The sequence below is a fragment of the Paenibacillus sp. 7541 genome, assembly GCF_002276395.1.
GTDB lineage: Bacteria > Bacillota > Bacilli > Paenibacillales > Paenibacillaceae > Paenibacillus_AQ > Paenibacillus_AQ campinasensis.
Map to the genome: position 1 here is coordinate 1 of NZ_NQLZ01000007.1, position 20,081 is coordinate 20,081.

The 20,081-nt window shown below is 51.1% G+C and carries 16 protein-coding genes; all 16 read right to left on the reverse strand.

Annotated features, from left to right (window positions below):
* Positions 1 to 532: 532 nt before the first annotated feature.
* The 16 genes from CHH75_RS05015 to CHH75_RS05095 all read right to left on the reverse strand — a co-directional run bounded on the left by CHH75_RS05015 (position 533) and on the right by CHH75_RS05095 (position 20,081).
* On the reverse strand, positions 533 to 3,727 hold the full coding sequence (locus CHH75_RS05015) for an FtsX-like permease family protein (RefSeq protein WP_095397596.1): 3,195 nt from the start codon (positions 3,725 to 3,727) through the stop codon (positions 533 to 535).
* Complete coding sequence (locus CHH75_RS05020; protein WP_095397597.1) at positions 3,714 to 4,481, reverse strand: ABC transporter ATP-binding protein; 768 nt, start codon at positions 4,479 to 4,481, stop codon at positions 3,714 to 3,716. Before CHH75_RS05020 ends, CHH75_RS05015 begins: the two co-directional genes overlap by 14 nt.
* Positions 4,482 to 4,622: 141 nt before the next feature.
* Positions 4,623 to 5,285 carry a type IV secretory system conjugative DNA transfer family protein gene (locus CHH75_RS05025; protein WP_255222960.1) on the reverse strand — a complete coding sequence of 221 codons (663 nt, stop codon included), beginning with the start codon at positions 5,283 to 5,285 and terminating at the stop codon, positions 4,623 to 4,625.
* A 100-nt stretch (positions 5,286 to 5,385) separates the two neighbouring features.
* Positions 5,386 to 5,577, reverse strand: coding sequence for a hypothetical protein (locus tag CHH75_RS05030; protein WP_007130974.1), 192 nt, complete (start codon positions 5,575 to 5,577; stop codon positions 5,386 to 5,388).
* Positions 5,578 to 5,598: 21 nt separating this feature from the next.
* Complete coding sequence (locus CHH75_RS05035; RefSeq protein WP_007130975.1) at positions 5,599 to 6,504, reverse strand: hypothetical protein; 906 nt, start codon at positions 6,502 to 6,504, stop codon at positions 5,599 to 5,601.
* Positions 6,501 to 7,376, reverse strand: coding sequence for a PcfB family protein (locus CHH75_RS05040; RefSeq protein WP_040739002.1), 876 nt, complete (start codon positions 7,374 to 7,376; stop codon positions 6,501 to 6,503). Before CHH75_RS05040 ends, CHH75_RS05035 begins: the two co-directional genes overlap by 4 nt.
* A complete protein-coding gene (locus tag CHH75_RS05045) occupies positions 7,285 to 8,691 on the reverse strand; it encodes a relaxase/mobilization nuclease domain-containing protein (protein WP_095397598.1) in 1,407 nt (468 codons plus the stop codon). The genes CHH75_RS05040 and CHH75_RS05045 overlap by 92 nt, the downstream gene beginning before the upstream one ends.
* Positions 8,692 to 8,708: 17 nt before the next feature.
* Positions 8,709 to 9,071 (reverse strand): plasmid mobilization protein, encoded by a 363-nt coding sequence (locus tag CHH75_RS05050; protein ID WP_483310918.1) that lies wholly within the window; start codon positions 9,069 to 9,071, stop codon positions 8,709 to 8,711.
* Positions 9,072 to 9,333: 262 nt separating this feature from the next.
* Complete coding sequence (locus CHH75_RS05055; RefSeq protein WP_007130979.1) at positions 9,334 to 9,651, reverse strand: type II toxin-antitoxin system RelE/ParE family toxin; 318 nt, start codon at positions 9,649 to 9,651, stop codon at positions 9,334 to 9,336.
* Positions 9,629 to 9,919, reverse strand: coding sequence for a type II toxin-antitoxin system Phd/YefM family antitoxin (locus tag CHH75_RS05060; RefSeq protein ID WP_007130980.1), 291 nt, complete (start codon positions 9,917 to 9,919; stop codon positions 9,629 to 9,631). Before CHH75_RS05060 ends, CHH75_RS05055 begins: the two co-directional genes overlap by 23 nt.
* Positions 9,920 to 10,083: 164 nt before the next feature.
* Positions 10,084 to 11,034: a DUF3991 domain-containing protein gene (locus tag CHH75_RS05065; RefSeq protein WP_007130981.1), complete on the reverse strand. Its 951-nt coding sequence runs from the start codon at positions 11,032 to 11,034 to the stop codon at positions 10,084 to 10,086.
* 49 nt (positions 11,035 to 11,083) lie between these two features.
* Positions 11,084 to 11,368, reverse strand: a complete 285-nt coding sequence (locus CHH75_RS05070; RefSeq protein ID WP_007130982.1) for a hypothetical protein — start codon at positions 11,366 to 11,368, stop codon at positions 11,084 to 11,086.
* Between the two features lie 181 nt (positions 11,369 to 11,549).
* A complete protein-coding gene (locus tag CHH75_RS05075; protein WP_141235810.1) occupies positions 11,550 to 18,833 on the reverse strand; it encodes a DEAD/DEAH box helicase family protein in 7,284 nt (2,427 codons plus the stop codon).
* Positions 18,834 to 18,922: 89 nt separating this feature from the next.
* Entirely contained in the window at positions 18,923 to 19,111 is a 189-nt protein-coding gene (locus tag CHH75_RS05085) for a hypothetical protein (RefSeq protein WP_095397599.1), read from the reverse strand.
* Complete coding sequence (locus tag CHH75_RS05090; RefSeq protein WP_007130985.1) at positions 19,108 to 19,587, reverse strand: hypothetical protein; 480 nt, start codon at positions 19,585 to 19,587, stop codon at positions 19,108 to 19,110. The genes CHH75_RS05085 and CHH75_RS05090 overlap by 4 nt, the downstream gene beginning before the upstream one ends.
* A gap of 20 nt (positions 19,588 to 19,607) precedes the next feature.
* A complete protein-coding gene (locus CHH75_RS05095; RefSeq protein WP_007130986.1) occupies positions 19,608 to 20,081 on the reverse strand; it encodes a hypothetical protein in 474 nt (157 codons plus the stop codon).

The following is a 20,081-nucleotide window of genomic DNA, read 5'->3' on the forward strand; positions in this document are numbered from 1 at the left end:
ACCTCGATCATGCGCCGGACGGAAAGTTCACGACCTTCCTCGCTCTGAAGTTCTTCACGTGCTTTTGCCTTTTAGCCAAGATAAGTCATTTCTCACTTTAATCTCGCGATTCCCTTGCGCTTTGCTGCAACGCTCCTTAAGTGGGCAACCTTCAAGTCTGCACATCGGTAGTAACGCATTTGTACTTCATACACGCTTTCATTTTTTTGTATGCTCTCGCGCAGAAGTGAAGCGCGCATGGGCTTAATGACTGCAGGCGGCTCATTCAGGTTACAAAAGGGCGAGGGAGTGGGTATGGGTGAAGGAGTTTACGTCCGCCCTTTGAACGTCGTGTTGTACTCTTCTAACCTTTTCCAAGAACACGACGTTCAAGAGCGACCAGAACTCGTTCCCCCTCCCGACAACTGCAAGATTATAAAAGAGGGATCTGTCCCTAGTCATTTATGACTTTGAGACAGCCCCTTAAAATTAGAGTAGTAACCCGTAGTGCTTGATTTTACAACTTTTCCTCTAGATGGTTCAGTTATGACCGTTATTCCAACACCTCCACATTCGCATAAGGAGATTTTGATGACTCTAACAGGGGCTGCGACACCCCTTTCAGATGCATGTCGAAAAACGCGGTAATGTAATCGCGTTGTGCCGCAAGCGCCTGTTCCGGCTCGACGATTCCAACACTCCCCTGGACGACTTGAGGAGAAAGGCTCAGCTTACTGCTTATTTGCGGCAGCAGATATTGTTGATCGGTGAACGTATAATGCGCCCCGTTCGGTATCGCTACATCTAGTTTCCACCCGCTCGACTCGTTCCAGAACGATGCCCTATCCTCCGCCGTGAGATGGGAATCCACCTCTCCCTCGTCGGTAAAACCAGCATTCATTAGTAAAAACGGGCGGTCAAGTCCATGCTGAGCAACCGGAAGCAGGTGGTTGGGTAAATAGCCCATCGAGCCATCCATATCGATACCGGCGCCGATTCGCTCATCTTCATACATCGCTTGGGCAGCCGTTGCGCCGCCAGCAGAATGACCAAAAATGCCGATTCTAGATAAGTCCAGTGCAAGGTCCAACCCTTCAGGCAGCTCACGTTTCGCATGATCCGGATTGTTCCCTTCCTTGAGCGCCTCCAGTCGATCCAGTACAAACCGGACATCATCAACCCTGACGCTCATCATTTTCAGTACCGTATCCGCCCCGAAATCAGGCAATTGCTCGGTCTCTATTCTCCCTTCGGGAAACTCGACGACCGTTGTCTCATATGTGTGGTCAATGGTCACAACGACATAGCCATTACTGGCCAATTCCTGAACGTTAATCGTACCTAGACTTCTCGGAACAGATCCGCCCGGAGAATATATGATGACAGGCCAGCCCTTCTCTCCGTGCTCTGCGGGTGCGTTCAGCGAAGCATGAACGCCGATGTTGGATAGATCGATTCGGCCGGGCTCTACTCCGATTGTCGGCATGACGGTTTCGTCGTAAAATGCAGCTGCGTTTGGCGGTATATATTTGGCTTTCTGGCCAACCTCCCGGGTGGCCGGGTACCAGATGCTGATCATAAGCTCCCGCTTTCGATCCTTTACCCAAGGATCGGCTCGGTCGATATCTGTCAAGTGGAGCTCCGTCACGCCCACTGGCATCTCGCCAGTCGGCTCAGGTAACGTGATGTGAATCCGTTCACCGGTATGCGGTTCGTCGTATTGTACTGGCGGTTCCGCCAAGATGAACAGGCTAACGGCCGCAACCATTACGGCTGCTGAGGCGAACATGGCGAACCTAACCTTACGAGCAGACTCCCCGTTGATAAACTTTATGATAGAATTTACTGTGATCATGTAATATGTCATATAGATCACCATAAACAATCCAACGCAAACCAATATTGGAAGCAGGAGATTTATACCGCCCATTCCTCCGAAGAGCTTCCGCAGCCAGTTAAAGATAATCAAATAATGACCGAGGCCGACCAACAGCGGCAACAAGAAGATCAGTGCGTTCTGTTTCAGGATCGTAGCGGCGATTTCCTTGTGGCTCACGCCGATTTTTTTCAATATCTCATAGCGAGAACGATCGTTCGTCGCCTCCGTCAACTGTTTAAAGTATAGGATACTTCCCGTTGCTAGAAGGAACATCACACCCAAAAACCCTAGAATGAAAACATTGAAAGCTGCATTCTCGATGCCGAGGCGATACACGGAATAATAGGTCGATAGCTTCATTTCTGATGTCTGTATAGCTGCAAGCGCATCAGCGGTCGCCTTCGTATTCTTCTGGTCCTGAACGATGTAACCAACATATTGCTCGGTAGGAACTTGCGCTTCCAGCATGCGAAATGTATCGTCCGCAACGACGACCATAATATCCGGATAATGCCAATTGAGAACACGTTCAATCGTCATGCCTGCAAATGCTAAATTAACGTTCCCATTAGGCAAATCCAGGGTGATGGTTTCTCCTGCATAATCCGCCCATTCGTAATCGGTATACATGGGGCGAATCGCGATCACTTGATCTGATTCGTTCAGCGTTAACCGGTCAAGACTCAGTGCCTCCGCTACGCGATTATATTCGCTGGCCGATATCACTTTCACCGGATGCTCGGCTGCCTTGCGCTCACGATCAGACAAGATTTCGTCACTTGACGCTTCGCCGCTCAGATGGATGACCGGAATCGACATCTTGGCTTTCACGGGATGTGCATTGTCGCCACGTATGATCTCCTCGATCTTTTGATCGACTTCGTCATCCTGCGCTATATGCATGTAACTGAAAGGTGCCGTTACACGTGCCGTGTGCTCGTAAGCGTAGTAAGTGCTGAAACCGAAACTGAAGGCGCATAATGCGATAGCGGACAAGATGGAAATGACGCTTAGCGTACGTGCATTCCCTTTCATTCGGTACACCAGGTTGGAAATCATGATTAGGTTCATGCCCTTGTAATAATGGGACTTCCGCCTCTTGGCGTATTTCAGCAGGTAAATAACGAGCGATGAAAAAAGCAAAAAAGTTCCTGCGATGATGCCGACGGTCATGACGCCCAGGTTCGTAAAGATCTGTTCATTATTTTCAAAATTCCGAAGTCCAAATCCGTAGCCGACGATGAGCAACGCGACCGCGGCGGCAGCGGGAACGATCGACGCCCTCGGTTCCTGCTCCCCTTCCTGCTCTGCGCGGAACAATTCGATAAGCTTGAATCGATAGACCAATCGATAAGCTTGTATAGAAGTTATTGTAATTAGTATAAGAAATATAACCACAGTGGTAAGCACCGCAGGAAGGGAGAACGTGATTCCGACATCGACAGCTACTCCCAATAAGCGCATTAAAATCATGGCAAACAGCTTCGACAATAGCGTACCGGCCACAATGCCGAGAACCAGGACGCCGGCTCCAATTGTCATATTTTCATAGAACAGCATCCGGCCGATTGTTTTTTTTGGAAAACCTAATAAAGCATATAGCCCGACTTCTTTTTTTCGTTTGTGGGTAAAAAATTGGCCAGAGTACATCATAAAGACGGATACAAACAATACCAGGATGATTGATCCAACCATGAACACAGATTGCATGCTATCTGAAGATTCGACAGCCTCGACTACCTGCGTACTATATTGTAGTGAAGCAAAGACATAAAATATGGCGACGCTTGCGAACATGGAAAATAAATATATGAAATAGTTGCGAAGATTACCTTTTATATTTTTCTTGGCCAACTCAAATAACGTCATCCGTACGCCCTCCAAGCACCGTCAACACATCCAGTATCTTTTTAAAGAATGCTTGTCGCGGTGTCGTTCCTTTGACGATCTCGGCAAAAATGACACCGTCTTTTAGAAAGAGAACTCGACTGCAGTAGCTTGCCGCTAATGCATCATGAGTCACCATCAGAATGGTCGCATGCTCTTGTTCGTTCAGTTCATTTAGCGCCTCTAGCAGGCTGGCCGCAGCTTTAGAATCCAGCGCTCCCGTCGGTTCGTCGGCCAGAATCAGTCGCGGACGCGTCACAATGGCACGGCAGGCAGCAGTTCGCTGTTTCTGACCTCCGGAGATTTGGTAAGGGTATTTTTCTAGAATATGCTTGATGTTAAATCGTTCCGCAATGGCAGACACTCTGTTCTCCAATTCGTCGACCGATATACCGGACAACGCGAGGGGGAGCAGAATGTTTTCCTTGACCGTCAACGTATCCAGCAAATTATAGTCTTGAAAAATGAATCCTAGCTTGGATCGCCGAAAAGCCGATAACTGCGCCTCGTTCATTTGAAGAACGTTTTCCCCGTCGATCACGATGCTGCCGGAGGTCGGTTCATCGATGGTGGCGGCCATATGAAGCAGTGTTGTCTTCCCGGAGCCCGATGGCCCCATAATGCCGACAAATTCTCCTTCGCCTATGCACATATCGATCCCGTGAAGCACCGGCACGACGTTCCCTTTATTCCCATAACTTTTCGTTAACGCTTTTATATCAATAACCGTTTCCACTGTATCTTTCCTCCCTGCTTTCCCTTTTTCAATTTCCATCGTACCATGCCGGTGACTAGTTATCCTTACGCTGAACTTACGTTTTTCTACTGGCGAGCTTACATTTTTGTCACGGTACTAGTTGCAGTAGTGTTAGCCGAATTAATATATAATAGGAAAAGAGATACATATGGAGGCGGATGGAATGAAGATGAAGATTATGATCGTAGAAGACGACCCGACTATTCGGGGGTTGATCGGCGAGACCGTCGGGAAGTGGGGATACGAATCCGTGACCAATTTCAAGACATCCTTGTCGTCCTGCAAATAGACAAACGGGTTATAGCCATGCGAACGATGCGGGTGAATCAGGTCCAGCACTTTGATGTCATAGCCTTTGGCTTTAAGCAGATGACCGGTGTCCCGCAATATTTCCCCCTTTGGGTCCAGAACGACGTAAGAGGTCGAGGCTTGCATCACATTCGGCTTAGCATAGAACCGTGTTTTGCCCGCGCCGGAGCCGCCGACAACCAACACGTTCAGGTTCCGGCGATGCTTGCGGCCATCCAGACCGATTTTGACCCGCTGCGTCAAAATTTTGTTTTGTTCCGTCCGTCTGTCTCGATACTTGGCATTGACGGTTTTCGCTCGGCCCCAGCGGGCGCTGCCGTGCTCTTCCCGCCGACGATAATTCCGTGGTGTCGCCAAATAAACCCCAGCGCAAAGCCCATAGATCAGCGCAAAAATCAACAAGCAGCGGGGCGTATCGTCCACCCACTCTATGTTAAGCGGCTGGCGCATCGCCGTGCTGAGATGGACCAACATACTCGGCAATCCTTCTGACCATGCGGGAGCAACCAACAGTGCCAACCAGATGACGGGAATAAAAAAAGCCGCAAAGAGTATCAAATTACTCCTTGCGGCTTCATCGCGTTTCATAATGCCTCCAGCGCTTTTTATTTAGAAGTGGGGCATCAATCATTTTTAACAATAAATCATCCACGGCATCCGTCGGTCGTTTCTCACCGATTAAGTCATTTCGTAACGCATTCAGCGCATGGACGACTATCCCGTGCTCATAATGATTCAAAGACAAGATTCGTTCCTGTTTTTTCATAGCACTCCCTCCAGACAAAACTTAGCGAACCGGATCGTATCGTTTAGGCTGGCGCTGTTGTGACAGGTTCCGGTTCATTCTCTGGGATGTTTGTTGAAAAGCTTCCTTCATGAGCGTCAACTCGGCACGAACTTGCTGCGGTTCCAACCCGTTCCACTTCTCCGGCGCTCGATCAAAGCGGAAGGTGTCGGTTGCAACACCAAATTGCCTGCACAACATATAAGAAGCGGAGTAGGCAACAAACTCGTTATCTGAGCGGTTGTACCGTCCATCGCCACGATCCAGTTCAGCATGTGTCAGTTCTTGGGCAAGCGCTCGAAAAATATCGCCGGCCTCAAGCCCGCGACGAATGGTAATGTTTTTTGTATCTGGCTGATAGAACGCGTGCTTTACCGATGGCAACGCATCACCAATGCCAATCGGAACAGGGGCGAGGTCAATTAACGCTTTAATACGGGCGCGATCATCCGGGAATGCCGGTTCTTCCCGTTTCAACGCGGCGGTCGTTTGCGCAATATCAAACATCTTTTTCGGATTGTAGCTGATACCGGTGCTGCCATCCTGCTTTTGATAGGTTTCGCCCGGTTCCAGAATGTAAAACCCTGTTTCCTTTCGACGAATGAATACCCCTTGTTCCTTCCATGTGTCAAAATCGGCAATGCGAGTCGCGTTTGGCCGCTGCGCCAGAATCAGCAACGCATTGGCCACGCTATAGCGGTCAAAGCGGCTCTGGACATCCAAATATTGCTGGAACGCCTCACCGTTCTGCATCACCGACAAGGTGGTGGCATCAATCGTATCATATGTCCATTGCCGCAGCTCCTGTTTCTTTTGCACCCATGCTTCTTTATCGAAGGATGGTTCGGTTGTACGGAAAGAAGAGGAAGCCGCAGCATCCTGTCGGAATAAATCATCCAGTTCGCTCATTTGGCTTTCCCTCGCTTTCGTCCTTTTGCTTTGTTGGCTTGTTGTTTATCGGCGGCTATCCGCTCCTTTCGAGACGGCAACGGTTCCGCTTGTTCCCGCGGCTGTCTGTCTTTCTCCCATATCCTTTGCTGCCGGTTCTCTTCGCGTATTTCCCGCAATAATTGACGGACGGACACTCGCTCCGGCTCTTGACGAGAAGGTGGATCAGTATCCCTTGCGGTAACCTCGTTGCGCTCGAAGGTATTCTCGGACGGATGGGACGTTTCCGCCGGTTCCTTCTCCGCTGTTGAATGGTCGTCCTCCGATGGAGTCGGCTCCGGCAGTTCGGACTTTCCCATCAATTCATCCAACAAGTCGTCCGTATTCCTTTCTTCTGCGATTTCCTTCGACAGCTCTTGTTCCTGAACTTGCTCGTGACCTGGTTCATGTCCTTGTTCCACAGCAGGAGCTTCGGACATTCCATTGGATTTTTCAATTTCACTCTTAATTTTGGCGGTATCCACAGTGGCCAAGTGGAAACGCTCCACGATCCGATTGATTTTGGACGCATCCTCCGCCCGGACCATCACATCGCACATCCCGTCCACGTTCTTTTTGTCGCGCAAAGCACAGTACAACACGCCATACCGCTTGGCTTCCTTGCAGAAGGTTGCCAGGTCTTCGTTCTTGACCGCAAATACCTTTAATTCTTTCCCACTGCGCAGCAAACTCTCCAACCGGATGCTGCCCTTTGTTCGTTTTTGTCCTTGCAAGGCCGCAAACAAATATACCGCCAAATGCTTAGCGCCTTCGCCGGAAATCTTGGCCATGACTTCGATGCTTTTCAAGCTCATGTTGACAACCTGATTGGCGGCTTCCGTTTCGGTACTCATCGAAAATTTCCTCCTTTCGATCCTGTGCGCCACTTCTGTTTAACGTCTCTCGTAATTCTCCTGATCGCTCCAAAATGCCTTGAACCAGCTTCACCTCCTTTCGAAGCGAGGCAAGCCGTTTAGAACAAACAGCAATTTGCGTTTTGTATTGTTCTCGCTGGCCAGCATCCTTGCAGCGGCGAATTCGGTTGTACAACGACTTGCGCTTCAGGTGCAGGGATTGGATCTGTTCCTCCAACCTGTCACGGAAAGCGAGAAGCTCCTCTTGATGGGTGAGGCGATACTTGCATAGCAGCTTGGTTTGCTCCATCAATACCGACAAGTGTCTCAAATCCTCCCGAAGTCTAAAGGATGGCTTTTTGACAGGCTTTCGTTTTCTAGGAAGCACACCCATTTCAAACAAGTAGCGGATATATAAAGCTTGCAAGCCGCGCAATTTGCGACCAGACCGAACATGGCTCTTACACATGGCACGTCGTCTGCGGACATGGGATGGCCTTTCCCGTTCAGGTATTCGGTTTCGCAATATTCGCTGCTTGATCGCTTCCTCGGTATAGCCATCGCCTAGACTGCGCAAACGGACAAAGCGTGTCTTTCCAGGCGGCCGTATCGCCATATGTTTAACCGCCGTTTTTAGCTCATAACCTTGCTTTTGTAAATGGGCAAAAAACTGTGTCATCGTCATGGAAGATGCAATAGCCTGATCGATGTCCTGCCGGATTAGCCCTCTCCATGTTGGCTTTCGCTCACGTTCCGCTTTCCATTCTCCATAATGCTTGGCTTTGCCCGATTCGGGATGCTCGATCACCGACAAGTGATGTTCCTGGCAAAGCCGGTCGGATGTCTGTCTCAGCAGGGCATAGGAAGCTTTGTTGTCGTAATACCGTTTCCCATCCACAAAGGAAACCGAGTTTAACACAAAGTGATTGTGCACATGCAGTTTATCCAAATGGGTCGATACGACGACTTCAAAGCGCTCCCCCCACAACTCCTGCGCTAACTTAACACCGATGGTATGAGCGATTTGCGGCGTTGTCTCCCCCGGCGCAAACGCTTGATAGGCGTGAAAGGCCAAAATGCCGTCCGTCTTAAAAAACCGCCGCTTCGTCCGCTGCATCTGCTCATAAGCCGTTAACGGATCGCAGTTGACACCGCTGACATATAGTTGCTTCTCCGTTTTGGCATCCGCCTGTGTATAAGCGAGTACCTGCTCCAAACCACCTTCGCTACGTTCTGCTGTCTTGTCAGGATTTGCGGCGTAATCCAGCACCCGCTTAAGCCTGTCGGTCACCCCCCAGATTGCGGTCGTTGCCACGTGAAATTCCCCCCCCCTTACGGCGGATGCACATTTGGATGCACTGGTGGTCTTCGTTCCGGTTCGGTTACAGCCTGTTGAATCTGCTGGACTGCGTGACGTAAGCGGTCGGCTTCCACCTGAAATGCAGCCCGTTCCAGATGTCCAGTCGTATGGGCCTTCACAGTGAGTTGATTCAGGTTATTCCCAATAGCGTTCAGTTCACGCATCATCGCGTAATAATCCAGGGGCGGTAGCGGTTTGGGAATATACCCATTGATCAATGCCCGAATGTACGCTTCCCGAGAAAGTCCCGTTTTTTTCACTTCTGTCATAAGGCGAGCATGCTCGCTTTCATTTAAGCGAACCAGAAAAGAGATTGGTCGTTTCCTCATTTGCATCACCCCTTTCCGAACATGAGCTTCCGACAGAAAATCTCATCGCCGCGGGAAAATTCGAGCATCGAGACAATAGCATCGTGTAAACGGGGTCTTAGGGGTTGTACCCCTAACAAACGAATTTGGATATCCAAATTCAGTGCTTGCTGCAACACGAGACATTCGTCTCGCGTTGCCTTCAAGGCACCTGCCGGGAAAAAGAGAGGGACCCAAAAAACACAAAAAAGACGCCGATCCGCTCAGCGCCTTCCTTCGAACTTTTTTGTTATCTCACCAACCAGCGATAATCCTGACGGCAGTCTACAATGTAATCGACATACACGATTTCATCCTGAATTTGATATAACACCAGATACCATTTTTCCACGAACATCTTGTGATACTTGTTTGACGGGATAAATTCCGCTTCCAGAAAAGGATAGCGCTCCGGCATTCGCGCCAAGGAACGTATCGCTTGCAGTAATTCGTTTTTCGTTTTTCGCGCGGCATCCGGACTTTTCTCCGCAAGAAATCGCACATGAGTCGCCAGCATTTGGCGGGCGCGATCGGAGACGATGATCTTATAACGGGGCATCTTTTCCATGCTGCACCTCGTCAATAATGCCCTCCAGGTAAGCGTCCAGTTCATCCGGCGTCACGCCAACACGGCCCGCCAAACGATCTTCTTGCACAGCGAGCAGTTCTTCACGCAGCTTTAACATCTTCTCGCGACGGGAAAACGTATCAATGTCCATTACGACAAGATCGCCTTCACCGTTCTTGGTCAGATAAACCGGTTCCCCGGATGTTTTGCATAGATCGGCGATTTCATTATAGTTTTGCCGGATACTGGCGGAAGGTTTGATAATCATCTTGGTCACTCCTTGCATAGCTGTATATTGATTTTATTATACCTATTACATGCTATACAATCAATGCGGCTGCACTTATCCCCATATATTCACATCTTATCCACATGCTGTGAAAATTTTCCGTAGCCCAGAAAGAAAAGACGCCAACCGTTCAGCGTCTACCGCTATCGGGATGGTTCACCGCGTCTTCTTCGGAATTCCATCAAATCGTTGTTTACATCCTTTCCGAACTTAGGCGGCTCATCGGATATGAGAAGGGCGGGGGAGAGGAGCCTCTGTATCGTGGCTGCCGCCAATCGCCCCGGCTCATCATTGTCCAGGTGCAGGACAAGTCGATTCACCTGGGGAAAGCACTGCAAGTAATGCGTTAGGGCAGACGGGGGAGTAGAGTCCTCCCCATTTGTCCTGGGCCTGTATATTCCGGCCAGCGACAGCTTATGCGCCTGCCGCCAATCCCGGCCAGCGAGATGTTCCAGCGTACAGTAGGATAAGAGATCAATAGCGCTCTCAAACAGATGCAGTTCCGTACAGTTTCCCGAGGCCGGAATGGAAAACGAATACCGCTTGTCGCTGCCAGCGGCTTCCCCCATATAACGAGTGCTTGTCGTACCGCGTATCGCCGCATAGCGCGGCGTTCCTTGCTGGTCGAAACCGACGAATACCGCGTTGTGATAGCGGCGGCTTTCATACAAACGCCCCGTTTCGAGACAGTAGTCGATCAACGTGCGATGGATACCACGTTTGCTGAGATAGGCCATGACGCGATGCGATGTACGATTCGGTTCAGGAAGTTCAAACCGCGCTGGAGATGAGCGTTGTTGCAAAGATTGCGAAAATGCAGGTGCGCTGCCTGGATGAACGCCTTCCATTTGCAGCACCGCATCGGGAAAAGACATGCCCCGCACTTTGATCAAATAGTCCAGCGCCGAGCGCCCGCCGATCCCCCTTGACCACCAGTACCATTTACCGTTGGAAATTTTCAAGCTGTCGTGTGTCCGGGTGGTGTAGACATTGCGGGAGCATCGGACCAGTTCTGCCGGCTCGTACATTTGCAAATATGTGAGCAGGTCCAGTCTTTTGGCACGTTCGATCTGTTCCTTGTTTACATAGCTCATTGCCGCAGCTCCTTTTGGAAATCCAGGCAGCGTCCGATGGGGTTATGGTTCATCGTGCCTTCCCCCTCTTTTTGGGGTACGTATAAGCTCTGCCTTCCTTCAACTTCGTAACGCCTTTCTTGTTCATGAATGCGTCTAAATCGCCTTCATGAACTTGACTGGTCACCCCGTTTGAGTCGCGGATGTAATAATACGTGTCGCCAAATCCGTTTTTCTCTTTGGATATCAACTCCAACGATGGCACGGTTTCTCCCTCCTTGATCAAGCTGGTTCCGTAACCAAAAGGCGGCAAAATCGGACAAAAGCATCCGCCGCTTGGGCTGGCATACAACATGTTCATTCCTCCGGAAACGAGAAAAGGACCCCAAAACCGGAGTCCCATTCGTCATGAAATTGATAATTTTAACAAGTGAGCGATCTTCGACCTGTGAAATGCTCGCACCGATACCATGTTCTTCTCCGTAATGGTCAGCATGAAGTTCCCTTTCAGGGGGAGGAACGACGGTGTCAGGCCGTTATCGCCCACGGCCCACCACTCGCCGTTCGGGCGCTTCCGGTTCTTCGTCCGGAACGCTGTCCACGGCTTCATTCTCCCGCTTATCCATATTAAGCAGGGCATTCAGTTCCGCGAGTCGCGCCGATTTCGTTAGCAGCTCCTGTTCTTTCTCGAAAGGAGCTTCGACTTGTTCCTTCGCTGTTTCCATCTGCTGGAGCAGCGTGGAGAGTTGCTGGCGGCTATGTTCCAGTTTGGCTGGCAAATCCGCCAACATATTGTTCAACCGGGTGATGTTGCCGCCTGCATCCATCCCTAGCGAGATGGTATGGTCCAATGCGCCGCGCAGGGTCGCCTTGTATTCTTTATGGAAGCTGTCAAAGGATAACCATAGGGAAAAACCGAGATAACTGCCCGCCTCCTGCGGCTCGGATGAAGTCATTCCCTTGCACGCCTCCAGCAAGGCCGCGCCTGCTGCCGCTCTCTCCGTGTAGGTAAAATCCTTAATGACCATACCTGGGAACTTGGATTCATCCGTTCCCTCCGGCACAGCCGATTTGGAACGCAGATATAGAGCGACATCCTGTTCATATCCGGCAATTCGATCTTCTGTAGATTTGACTTGTTGCGGCAATACTTTCAGCAACCGATCCTCCAATGCGTAGCGTTGGCTCAAGTGATTAGCCTTGAGCAGCTTAAGCTTGGAAACCTGGATATCCAGGTCCATCTTCTCTTTGATATACGGATTACCGGTTGCCAGCGCCTTGACTTCGGCATAAGAAAGGGCTGCTTCATCGATATCCTCGGCAGAACGTACCGGCGATTTACTGGTCATGATTTGCGAGATAAAGCGCTGTTTATTCTCCAGCGTCTGATACAAATAAGCGTCGAACGTGTTCTCCGTCACATACCGAAAAATGTGTACCTCGCTATTCTCATTGCCTTGCCGGATAATGCGTCCGCTTCGCTGCTCCAGGTCGCGCGGGCGCCAAGGGCAATCGAGATCATGAAGCGCAATCAGCTTCGTTTGCACATTGGTGCCCGCCCCCATTTTAAATGTCGATCCGAGCAGTATACGAATCTGGCCAGTCCGCACCTTGGCGAACAGTTCCTTTTTCTTCACCTCGGTGTTGGCATCGTGAATGTACGCAATCTCCTCGGTAGGCACCCCTTTCTCTGTCAGCTTGCGTCGCAGTTCGTCATACACATTGAACGTTCCGTCTTGCTTTGGGATGGATAGATCGCAAAACACCAGTTGGGCTAGCCGCTTTTCCTCGTGTTCCTTCCATAGCCGAAACACATTGTCCGCACAAACGCTCACTTTACTGCCTTCGTCATCGGGCAACATCGGATTGGCCAGCCGTTGATCCAGTGCCAGCTTACGCCCATCATTCGTAATCTTGAGCATATTGTCTTCGTGCGGCTCTACTTCCTTGGCTCGCACCCGCTCAGCACGGTGGGCGAGATCCGCGACCATTTCCCGCTGGAAGTCGCTTGGCGGCACGGCAACATTGTGGAAATGGGATTTCGGTACGGGAAGCTGGAGCATGTCCGCCGTCTGGATGTCAGCCACTTCCTTGAACATATTCATCAGTTCCGGCAAATTGTAAAAACGGGCAAACCGGGTTTTCGCCCGATAGCCCGTTCCTTCCGGTGCCAGTTCAATCGCCGTGACCGTCTCGCCAAACGTCGAAGCCCAGGAATCAAAATGTTGCAATCCTTGCTTTCGCAGCCGCTCATATTGCAAGTAGCGCTGCATCGTATACATTTCCGTAATGGAATTGGAGATCGGCGTACCCGTCGCAAAGATGATACCCCGGCCTCCGGTCAGTTCGTCCAGATAGCGGCATTTGGCAAACATGTCCGACGACTTCTGCGCTTCGGTTTGCGACAGTCCGGCCACATTGCGCATTTTCGTGTAAAGAAACAGGTTTTTGTACGAATCGGCCTCGTCCACGAATAGCCGATCTACGCCCAGCTCCTCGAAGGTGACCACATCATCCTTGCGGCTGGTATCGTTCAGCTTTGCCAGCTTGGCTTGCAGCGTCTTCCTCGTCTTCTCCAGTTGCTTGATCGCGTACCGTTCGCCCTTGGCCTCCTTCAGCTCGCGAATGCCGCTTGTGATCTCGTAAATTTGTTCCTCCAGTTGTTGACGTTGGCGCTCCATCGATATGGGAATTTTCTCAAACTGCGAATGTCCGATGATGATCGCGTCATAGTCGCCGGTGGCAATCCGCGCGCAAAACGTTTTGCGGTTTTTCGTTTCAAAGTCCTTCTTGGTCGCCACCAGAATATTCGCCGATGGATATAGCTGCAAAAACTCCGCTGCCCACTGCTCCGTCAAATGATTAGGAACAACGAACATGCTTTTGCTGCATAAGCCAAGATGCTTGCTTTCCATGGCCGCAGCGGTCATGGCAAACGTTTTGCCTGCGCCTACACAATGAGCAAAAAGGGAATTGCCTCCATACAGCGCCCGGGCAACCGCATTGACTTGATGCTGGCGCAGCCGGATTTCCGGATTCATTCCCGTAAACCGAATATGACTGCCATCATACTCGCGCGGGCGAATCGCATTGAAACGATCATTGTACAAGCGCGTTAATCGTTCCCTCCTCTGCGGGTCTTTCCAAATCCAATCGCGGAACGCTTCTTTCAGCATCTCCTGCTTTTGTTGGGCAATTGCGGTCTCTTGCTTGTTCAAAACTCGCTTTTCCACGCCATTCTCCAGCATGGTATCGAAAATGCGCACATCTCGCAAATTTAAGGTATCTTCCAAAATCTTATACGCATTCACACGATTCGTTCCGAAGGTCACGTTGGCTTTAATGTTGTTGCTGCGGTCATTGCTTTTCCCTCGGACATTCCAGGCAGCTGTATATTCGGAATACAAGACGTCGATAGACTGCCGGAACATGTATGGCGTGTCCACCAGTTCGAATATAAACTCCCGGATCACTTCCGGAGGAAGCCACGTCGCTCCTAACCGCACATCAATCTCGGAAGCATCCAAATCTTTCGGCTGCACCGCTTCTAATGCTTTGACATTTTCGCCGTACCGCTCTGCATCCATTTCGGCGGCACGCCGTGCAATCAGAAGTTTGTCACGAACGTTGCCAGACAAATAAGCATCCGCCGTTTCAAAAACCGGCTGTCCTTTCTCATCCAGTCTTTCCGGGTTGGGGAAGATCACGCCGCGCAACTCCTGAACAAGCTGTTCCGTTGTCATGTCGGTCAATTCTTGCATATAGGGGAGATCGACACGTGCTTTTTCTCCAATGGAGACGCCCAGCGCTTCCTCTGCCGTTTCCACATGCCGAACGGTCGTGCGCTGCCGAATCGTACGCTTCGTGAACATATCGGCTTTGCGTAGCAGCTTCCCTTCCTCGTCGAGCACTTCCAATGAACAAAGTAAAAAATAGGCGCTATCGTCGGCGAATGCCAGGCTGTTGGCGCGGCTGTTGATCAGACTGTATTGGGCGGTAAAACGATCATACTGCGCATTCAATTTCCGCTGCTGTTCCCGGATCTCTTCGTCGCTATAATCTTCCGTCTGGTATTCGATCAGTTCGCGCACCGTATCCCGCAATCGGATCATACCTTTGATTCGCCCGGCGGCCGTGGCCGACGTGTCCACTCGGTGCATCCGGCTGTTTTCGCGGTAATACAGTTGGCCGTCCACAAGGGTATAACTGAAATTGCGCACGGTCGGATCGGCCGGGAGGGACGTGTCTTCTTCATCCGGCATTACTTCCCTCTCAACCTCCACCCAATCGGCATGGATATTGGTCAGTGCTTCTCCCAGCAGTTCGCTTAAATTAGCATCCGGGTACGGGTTGCAAGTCGTCTCCTGTCTATTGCCATACATCCGGTCATCAAACGCCATCGTCCCAAGCACCATGTCAGGATGCGCAGCAAAGTACGCATTGATCGGCACGCCTTCGGCTGTCTCTGCCAAGCCAATCCATTCCACACTTTGTTCGGTGACAGTCACCATTCGGTCGCGCTTTTGCAGAAACAAAATATCCGCCGTCACTTCCGTTCCGGCGTTGGACTGAAAAGCGTTGTTCGGCAAACGAACCGCACCCAGCAATTCTGCCCGTTCCGCAATATACTTGCGGACAGCCGGGTTCTGTTTATCCATCGTTCCTTTGGACGTAATAAAGGCAATAATGCCGCCCGGACGCACTTTGTCCAATGTTTTCGCAAAGAAGTAATCGTGAATGAGAAACTTGTGCTTGTCGTAGCGTTTATCCGCCACACCATACCCGCCGAAAGGAACATTCCCTATGGCCAAATCAAAAAAACTGTCCGGCAAAGCGGTTTCCTCAAACCCGCTGATCGCAATCGTCGCCTGCGGGTAAAGCTGCTTGGCGATGCGACCTGTGATGCTGTCCAGTTCTACACCAAATAGCTGCGAGTCTTGAAACGACTCCGGAACTAACCCGAAGAAATTGCCGATCCCGCAGGAAGGCTCTAAAATATTGCCGTTGCGAAAGCCCATCCTTTCCAGACAACCATAGATTGCTTTAATGACAACTGGAGACGTATAGTGAGCGTTCAGCGTTGATGCGCGAGCGGACGCATATTCGTCCGGTTCCAGCAACGATTGCAGTTCGGCATATTCGGCCGTCCATTGCGCGTTCGCTTCGTCAAATACTTGTGGGATTCCGCCCCATCCGACATAGCGGGCGAGAACGACCTGTTCATCCGCAGTTGCCTGGCGGCCTTCTAGCTCCAATTGTTTGAGCAAGCGAATCGCGGCTACATTAAAACCATACTTAACCTTGGCTCCGCCATGCCCTAACTGGTCATCGGTGATACGGTAATTCACCGCAGTCGTTTGCGGTGCAACAGACCGTACATCCTCGACAGCGGAAGGAGCAGAGGGTGCTTCCTCATTATGCGCCTCATCCGATACTTGTTCGGTTAACTGAAGGGATGCCGAGGCAGACTTCGGCTCATCTCCATCCGAAAGCTCCGGCTCTATTTCTTTTCCGGCAGGTTCCTCCGCTTCGGTTTCCACTCCTTGTTCATCAGTTAGCAGATGATCATTAAGCGGATTTTCACGCAGGATGCGTTCAAAATCTCGGCGTTCCAGTTCCTTGGTGAAAAGCGGAAAATGAACATCCCGCAGCATCACGTTACCGTTTTCCACCAGCAAAATCTCATATTCGTCCGCGCCAAAAAAAACCGTATCGCCGGGCGCATAGGCATAACGCGCCTGCTTCCGCTCCATCGTCTCCGACTGCTGTGAGGAGGACGGATGTTCTTGTTCCAACCGTTCGCGAGCAGACGCTTCTTCGGCCATCTGCCCGCGGCGCCCCTCCAGTTGCTCGGCAAATGCAGGAAGTCGTTCCGTTTCCAAACGATTCAGATAACGTCCCGCCGCCAGCAACTCGCCGATCCGCTTCTGTACCTTCATCCAAGGCAACACTAGCTTTTGCTCTTGATCCGTCATTGAACGTCGGGTCAACGTGATGCCTTTGCTATCATGATGCTCATAAATATCCGTGCCGATCAGTACAGGGGCGCGCCCGCCCGTGCCATATTCCCGTTTCAAAAATTCGGCGTTTTCTTTCTCCGATAACGATTGCTGAAAATGGAGAGCAATGCGATATTTACTGTTGGCAAAGCCGCTTCCTTGTTGGAGAATCGCATCGATCACCGCCTGCGGCCAGACAAAAGCGGAGGCTGTATCCGCCTCCGCCTGTTCCATAAATAAGGTTTGCTGCTGAACCGATGGCTCCGTCTTTCGTGCCGGGTCAAATTCGTTAAGTACTATCATACTGTTGATATGGCCGGCGATCACTTCCCAATCGTAAAAACTTTGTGCGGTTGGTTCGGTTGCCGGACCCGTCCAAAGATGGAGCACATTGCGATACGGTTCATACCCGATGAGAAGGTCTTCGTCCAGCGTAAGCTCGGACTGACCCGGCGCAAACAGGCTACGCACATACAACGCCCGCTCCCCTTCATTTTCATGTGCGGCGAAGAAAGCCTCGATTTCCGACTTGCTTTTCAGTAAAGGAGCGGTGCGCAGTAGATCGTTGATGGCATGATGGTCATGAAAAAACGGAAGACTCCGATCTTCCGTTTTTCGATCATACCATTTTAGTTGTAAATCAGTTCTGTCAGAATGGTCTCCTCCACCTGTTGCTTCAGGCTGTTCATGTAACCCGTCCAGCCCAGCGGATCGCTCGCTTTGTCCGGGGCCGGGTGCAGACGGAGCAGTTCGTTCATCGTCTGTTCGAGCTGCGTCCGCGCCGACCGGTCGATTTCCGTCAGATGCTGGTGCAGTTCGCCCGAGAGCAGCAGGCTGGCGTATGTGCCTTTCTTCTCGGTTTTCAGGTAGTTTTTGCGCAACATCCCATACTTGCCGATCAGTTGATGATCCTCGGTCAGTGTCAGGTCGGGCAGCAGATAGCCCCCTTGACGGGTGTAAGTCACTTCCATGTTCATCCGTCCTTTCTGGCAATCGTTTAGCTTCATTTTGTGTCAAGGCCGTTTCTCTTGCAACGGTGCGAACGTCTCTAGCCTGTGAAGTCTGACGTTCTACACGCCGCTGCACCCGTATCGTCGATTCGATTTCCCGCAGCATCATCTCCGCGATGTCGCTGATCGCTGCTCCAAGCTGCGAAAGAGCGGGCAGTGTATTGAAATTCCCGATGCCTGAAAGATCCTCCCGTCCAATATAGTGAGGGGCGTTCATACCACAGCGGGTTAGTGCCATATAGGCAACGGAATGATACACAATCTGACGGAACAGCACTTCCACAGGTTGGCGTTCCAGTTCTTCAAGCAGACTGCCCTCAAGCTCTCGAACAAGCAAATCCACATAATCCGAACTGTTGTCATCCACTGCGTTCCGGGCTGCGCTCAGCAGCGCATTCGGCCATGCCGCATCCGGTTCCTGCTCGCCAAACGCATTGTTCAACGTTTCCGTAACGACCGCTATATCGCCCGGCTCCATGCGCCAAAGCGAGACCGGTCGAGGATCTCGGCTTTGCGTGTCCGAGATATCAAACACATGCCGTAACCCAAAATGGTTGCCCCGGTCTTCGATAAGTGCAATACCTTTCGCCCCGCGTTTGACCCAACGGTTGAGCCGCTTGTTCCAGACGTCGATGGATGCGCAAGCTGTAGCATCGGGCCGCTGTGCATAGATTAATAACTGATCTTGAAACGGATACTTGTAGTTCCACGCCGCTGTCGATAAAAAATCCGCCCAACGGTCGGGATGTTCCACAACCGTGCGGGCGGTATGAACGGACAAATCAACGATATGCTGTATTTTCGCGGTCAACGGTACCTTTCTCCTTTCATAAGATCGTAATCTGATTGGCCAGTTGAATCCCCTCCTCCGAATAGCGGGTCATGATCCGAATCAAGCCCTTACTCTGCAAACGGTACAAGTTTCGACATACCGTCGAAGGAGAAAAACCTACATCGATTGCCATTTTTGTACTGGACAGGTAGACCGACTTGTGTCGCCCGCCCTATCCAGCAATAGCCGTACAACAGCTTTGCAGCTGGCGGGACGGCTGCTCCCGCGATCAGCATGTAGCGTGCTAGATCATTCATTGTACGTCCTCCTTCACAAGGTTTACCGCGCCGTTCTGGTTTTGCTGAACAGATCGGCCAAGCAAGTGATTCTTGCGGTAGCAGTAGATATAGAAGCTGTAATCGCCAAGATGGGGGAAGCAGCGAATATAATAGCGATAGTGAGTGGTTTGTAAACAGAAACCACAAACATCGGAATGCCATGCGCCGGGGATACGTGCTTCCGGGTGCCGCCTGCAATAGGCTCGCATCTCATTCAAATTGAGCAAAAGTCCTTGCCATTGCAAATGTTGCACAAGTGCCGCCAGTTCCTGGCGAAAGGCAAGCGTCCTCCGTTCCCCGGCATGATCCGACCATGACATCCAAAACTGATCGTCATCAGTGCCGAAATCTCCTCGCAAATGACCGATATAGCTGAGTTCCTTGCTTTGAGTCGCGATCGCTGAATAGAAGTAAGGTGTCTCTTCCGATGCTAACGGTTGAAGTTCGCCAAACATCGCCCGAACCTCCGTTTCCACTAACGTTGCTGTTCCGTTTTTTTCTTCTGCACGGCTGACGCTTGCCGCTGCTGCTCCGTCACGCGCTCCGGCCGGGCGTAGCAGTATAAGTAAAAGTTGTAATCCCCGGCAAAAGGAAAGCATCGCAAATAGTAGCGGTGATCCTGCGTCTCCATGCGGAAGCCGTACACATCTGTGCTCCAAGCGCCGCCGATCCGTGCTTCCGGATGCTGGCTGCAGAACCGAAGCATATGCCGACGGCTTTTCAGCACGCCCTGATCGCCGATCACTTGAAACGCCTTGCCCAATTCTTCTTGAAATGTAGGCGTTTCAAAAGGTGAGTTCCGGGGAAACCAGGTCACCCAGAACTCTTCGCCCGACCGTCCAAAATCGCCGCGCAGATGACCGATGCATCCGCGCGCAATGCCCTCCTCAGCAGACGAGGAATAAAAATAAGCCGCCTCCTCCGGTGCGGCACTTTGTAACCTTTCCAT

Bases quoted from the DNA above. Each gene is read 5' to 3' on its own strand.
- CHH75_RS05015 (WP_095397596.1), bottom strand. From the start codon at position 3,727: ATGACGTTATTTGAGTTGGCCAAGAAAAATATAAAAGGTAATCTTCGC.
- CHH75_RS05025 (WP_255222960.1), bottom strand. From the start codon at position 5,285: ATGTTGGTCCATCTCAGCACGGCGATGCGCCAGCCGCTTAACATAGAG.
- CHH75_RS05030 (WP_007130974.1), bottom strand. From the start codon at position 5,577: ATGAAAAAACAGGAACGAATCTTGTCTTTGAATCATTATGAGCACGGG.
- CHH75_RS05035 (WP_007130975.1), bottom strand. From the start codon at position 6,504: ATGAGCGAACTGGATGATTTATTCCGACAGGATGCTGCGGCTTCCTCT.
- CHH75_RS05040 (WP_040739002.1), bottom strand. From the start codon at position 7,376: ATGAGTACCGAAACGGAAGCCGCCAATCAGGTTGTCAACATGAGCTTG.
- CHH75_RS05050 (WP_483310918.1), bottom strand. From the start codon at position 9,071: ATGCAAATGAGGAAACGACCAATCTCTTTTCTGGTTCGCTTAAATGAA.
- CHH75_RS05055 (WP_007130979.1), bottom strand. From the start codon at position 9,651: ATGGAAAAGATGCCCCGTTATAAGATCATCGTCTCCGATCGCGCCCGC.
- CHH75_RS05060 (WP_007130980.1), bottom strand. From the start codon at position 9,919: ATGATTATCAAACCTTCCGCCAGTATCCGGCAAAACTATAATGAAATC.
- CHH75_RS05065 (WP_007130981.1), bottom strand. From the start codon at position 11,034: ATGAGCTATGTAAACAAGGAACAGATCGAACGTGCCAAAAGACTGGAC.
- CHH75_RS05070 (WP_007130982.1), bottom strand. From the start codon at position 11,368: ATGTTGTATGCCAGCCCAAGCGGCGGATGCTTTTGTCCGATTTTGCCG.
- CHH75_RS05085 (WP_095397599.1), bottom strand. From the start codon at position 19,111: ATGAATGATCTAGCACGCTACATGCTGATCGCGGGAGCAGCCGTCCCG.
- CHH75_RS05090 (WP_007130985.1), bottom strand. From the start codon at position 19,587: ATGTTTGGCGAACTTCAACCGTTAGCATCGGAAGAGACACCTTACTTC.
- CHH75_RS05095 (WP_007130986.1), bottom strand. From the start codon at position 20,081: ATGGAAAGGTTACAAAGTGCCGCACCGGAGGAGGCGGCTTATTTTTAT.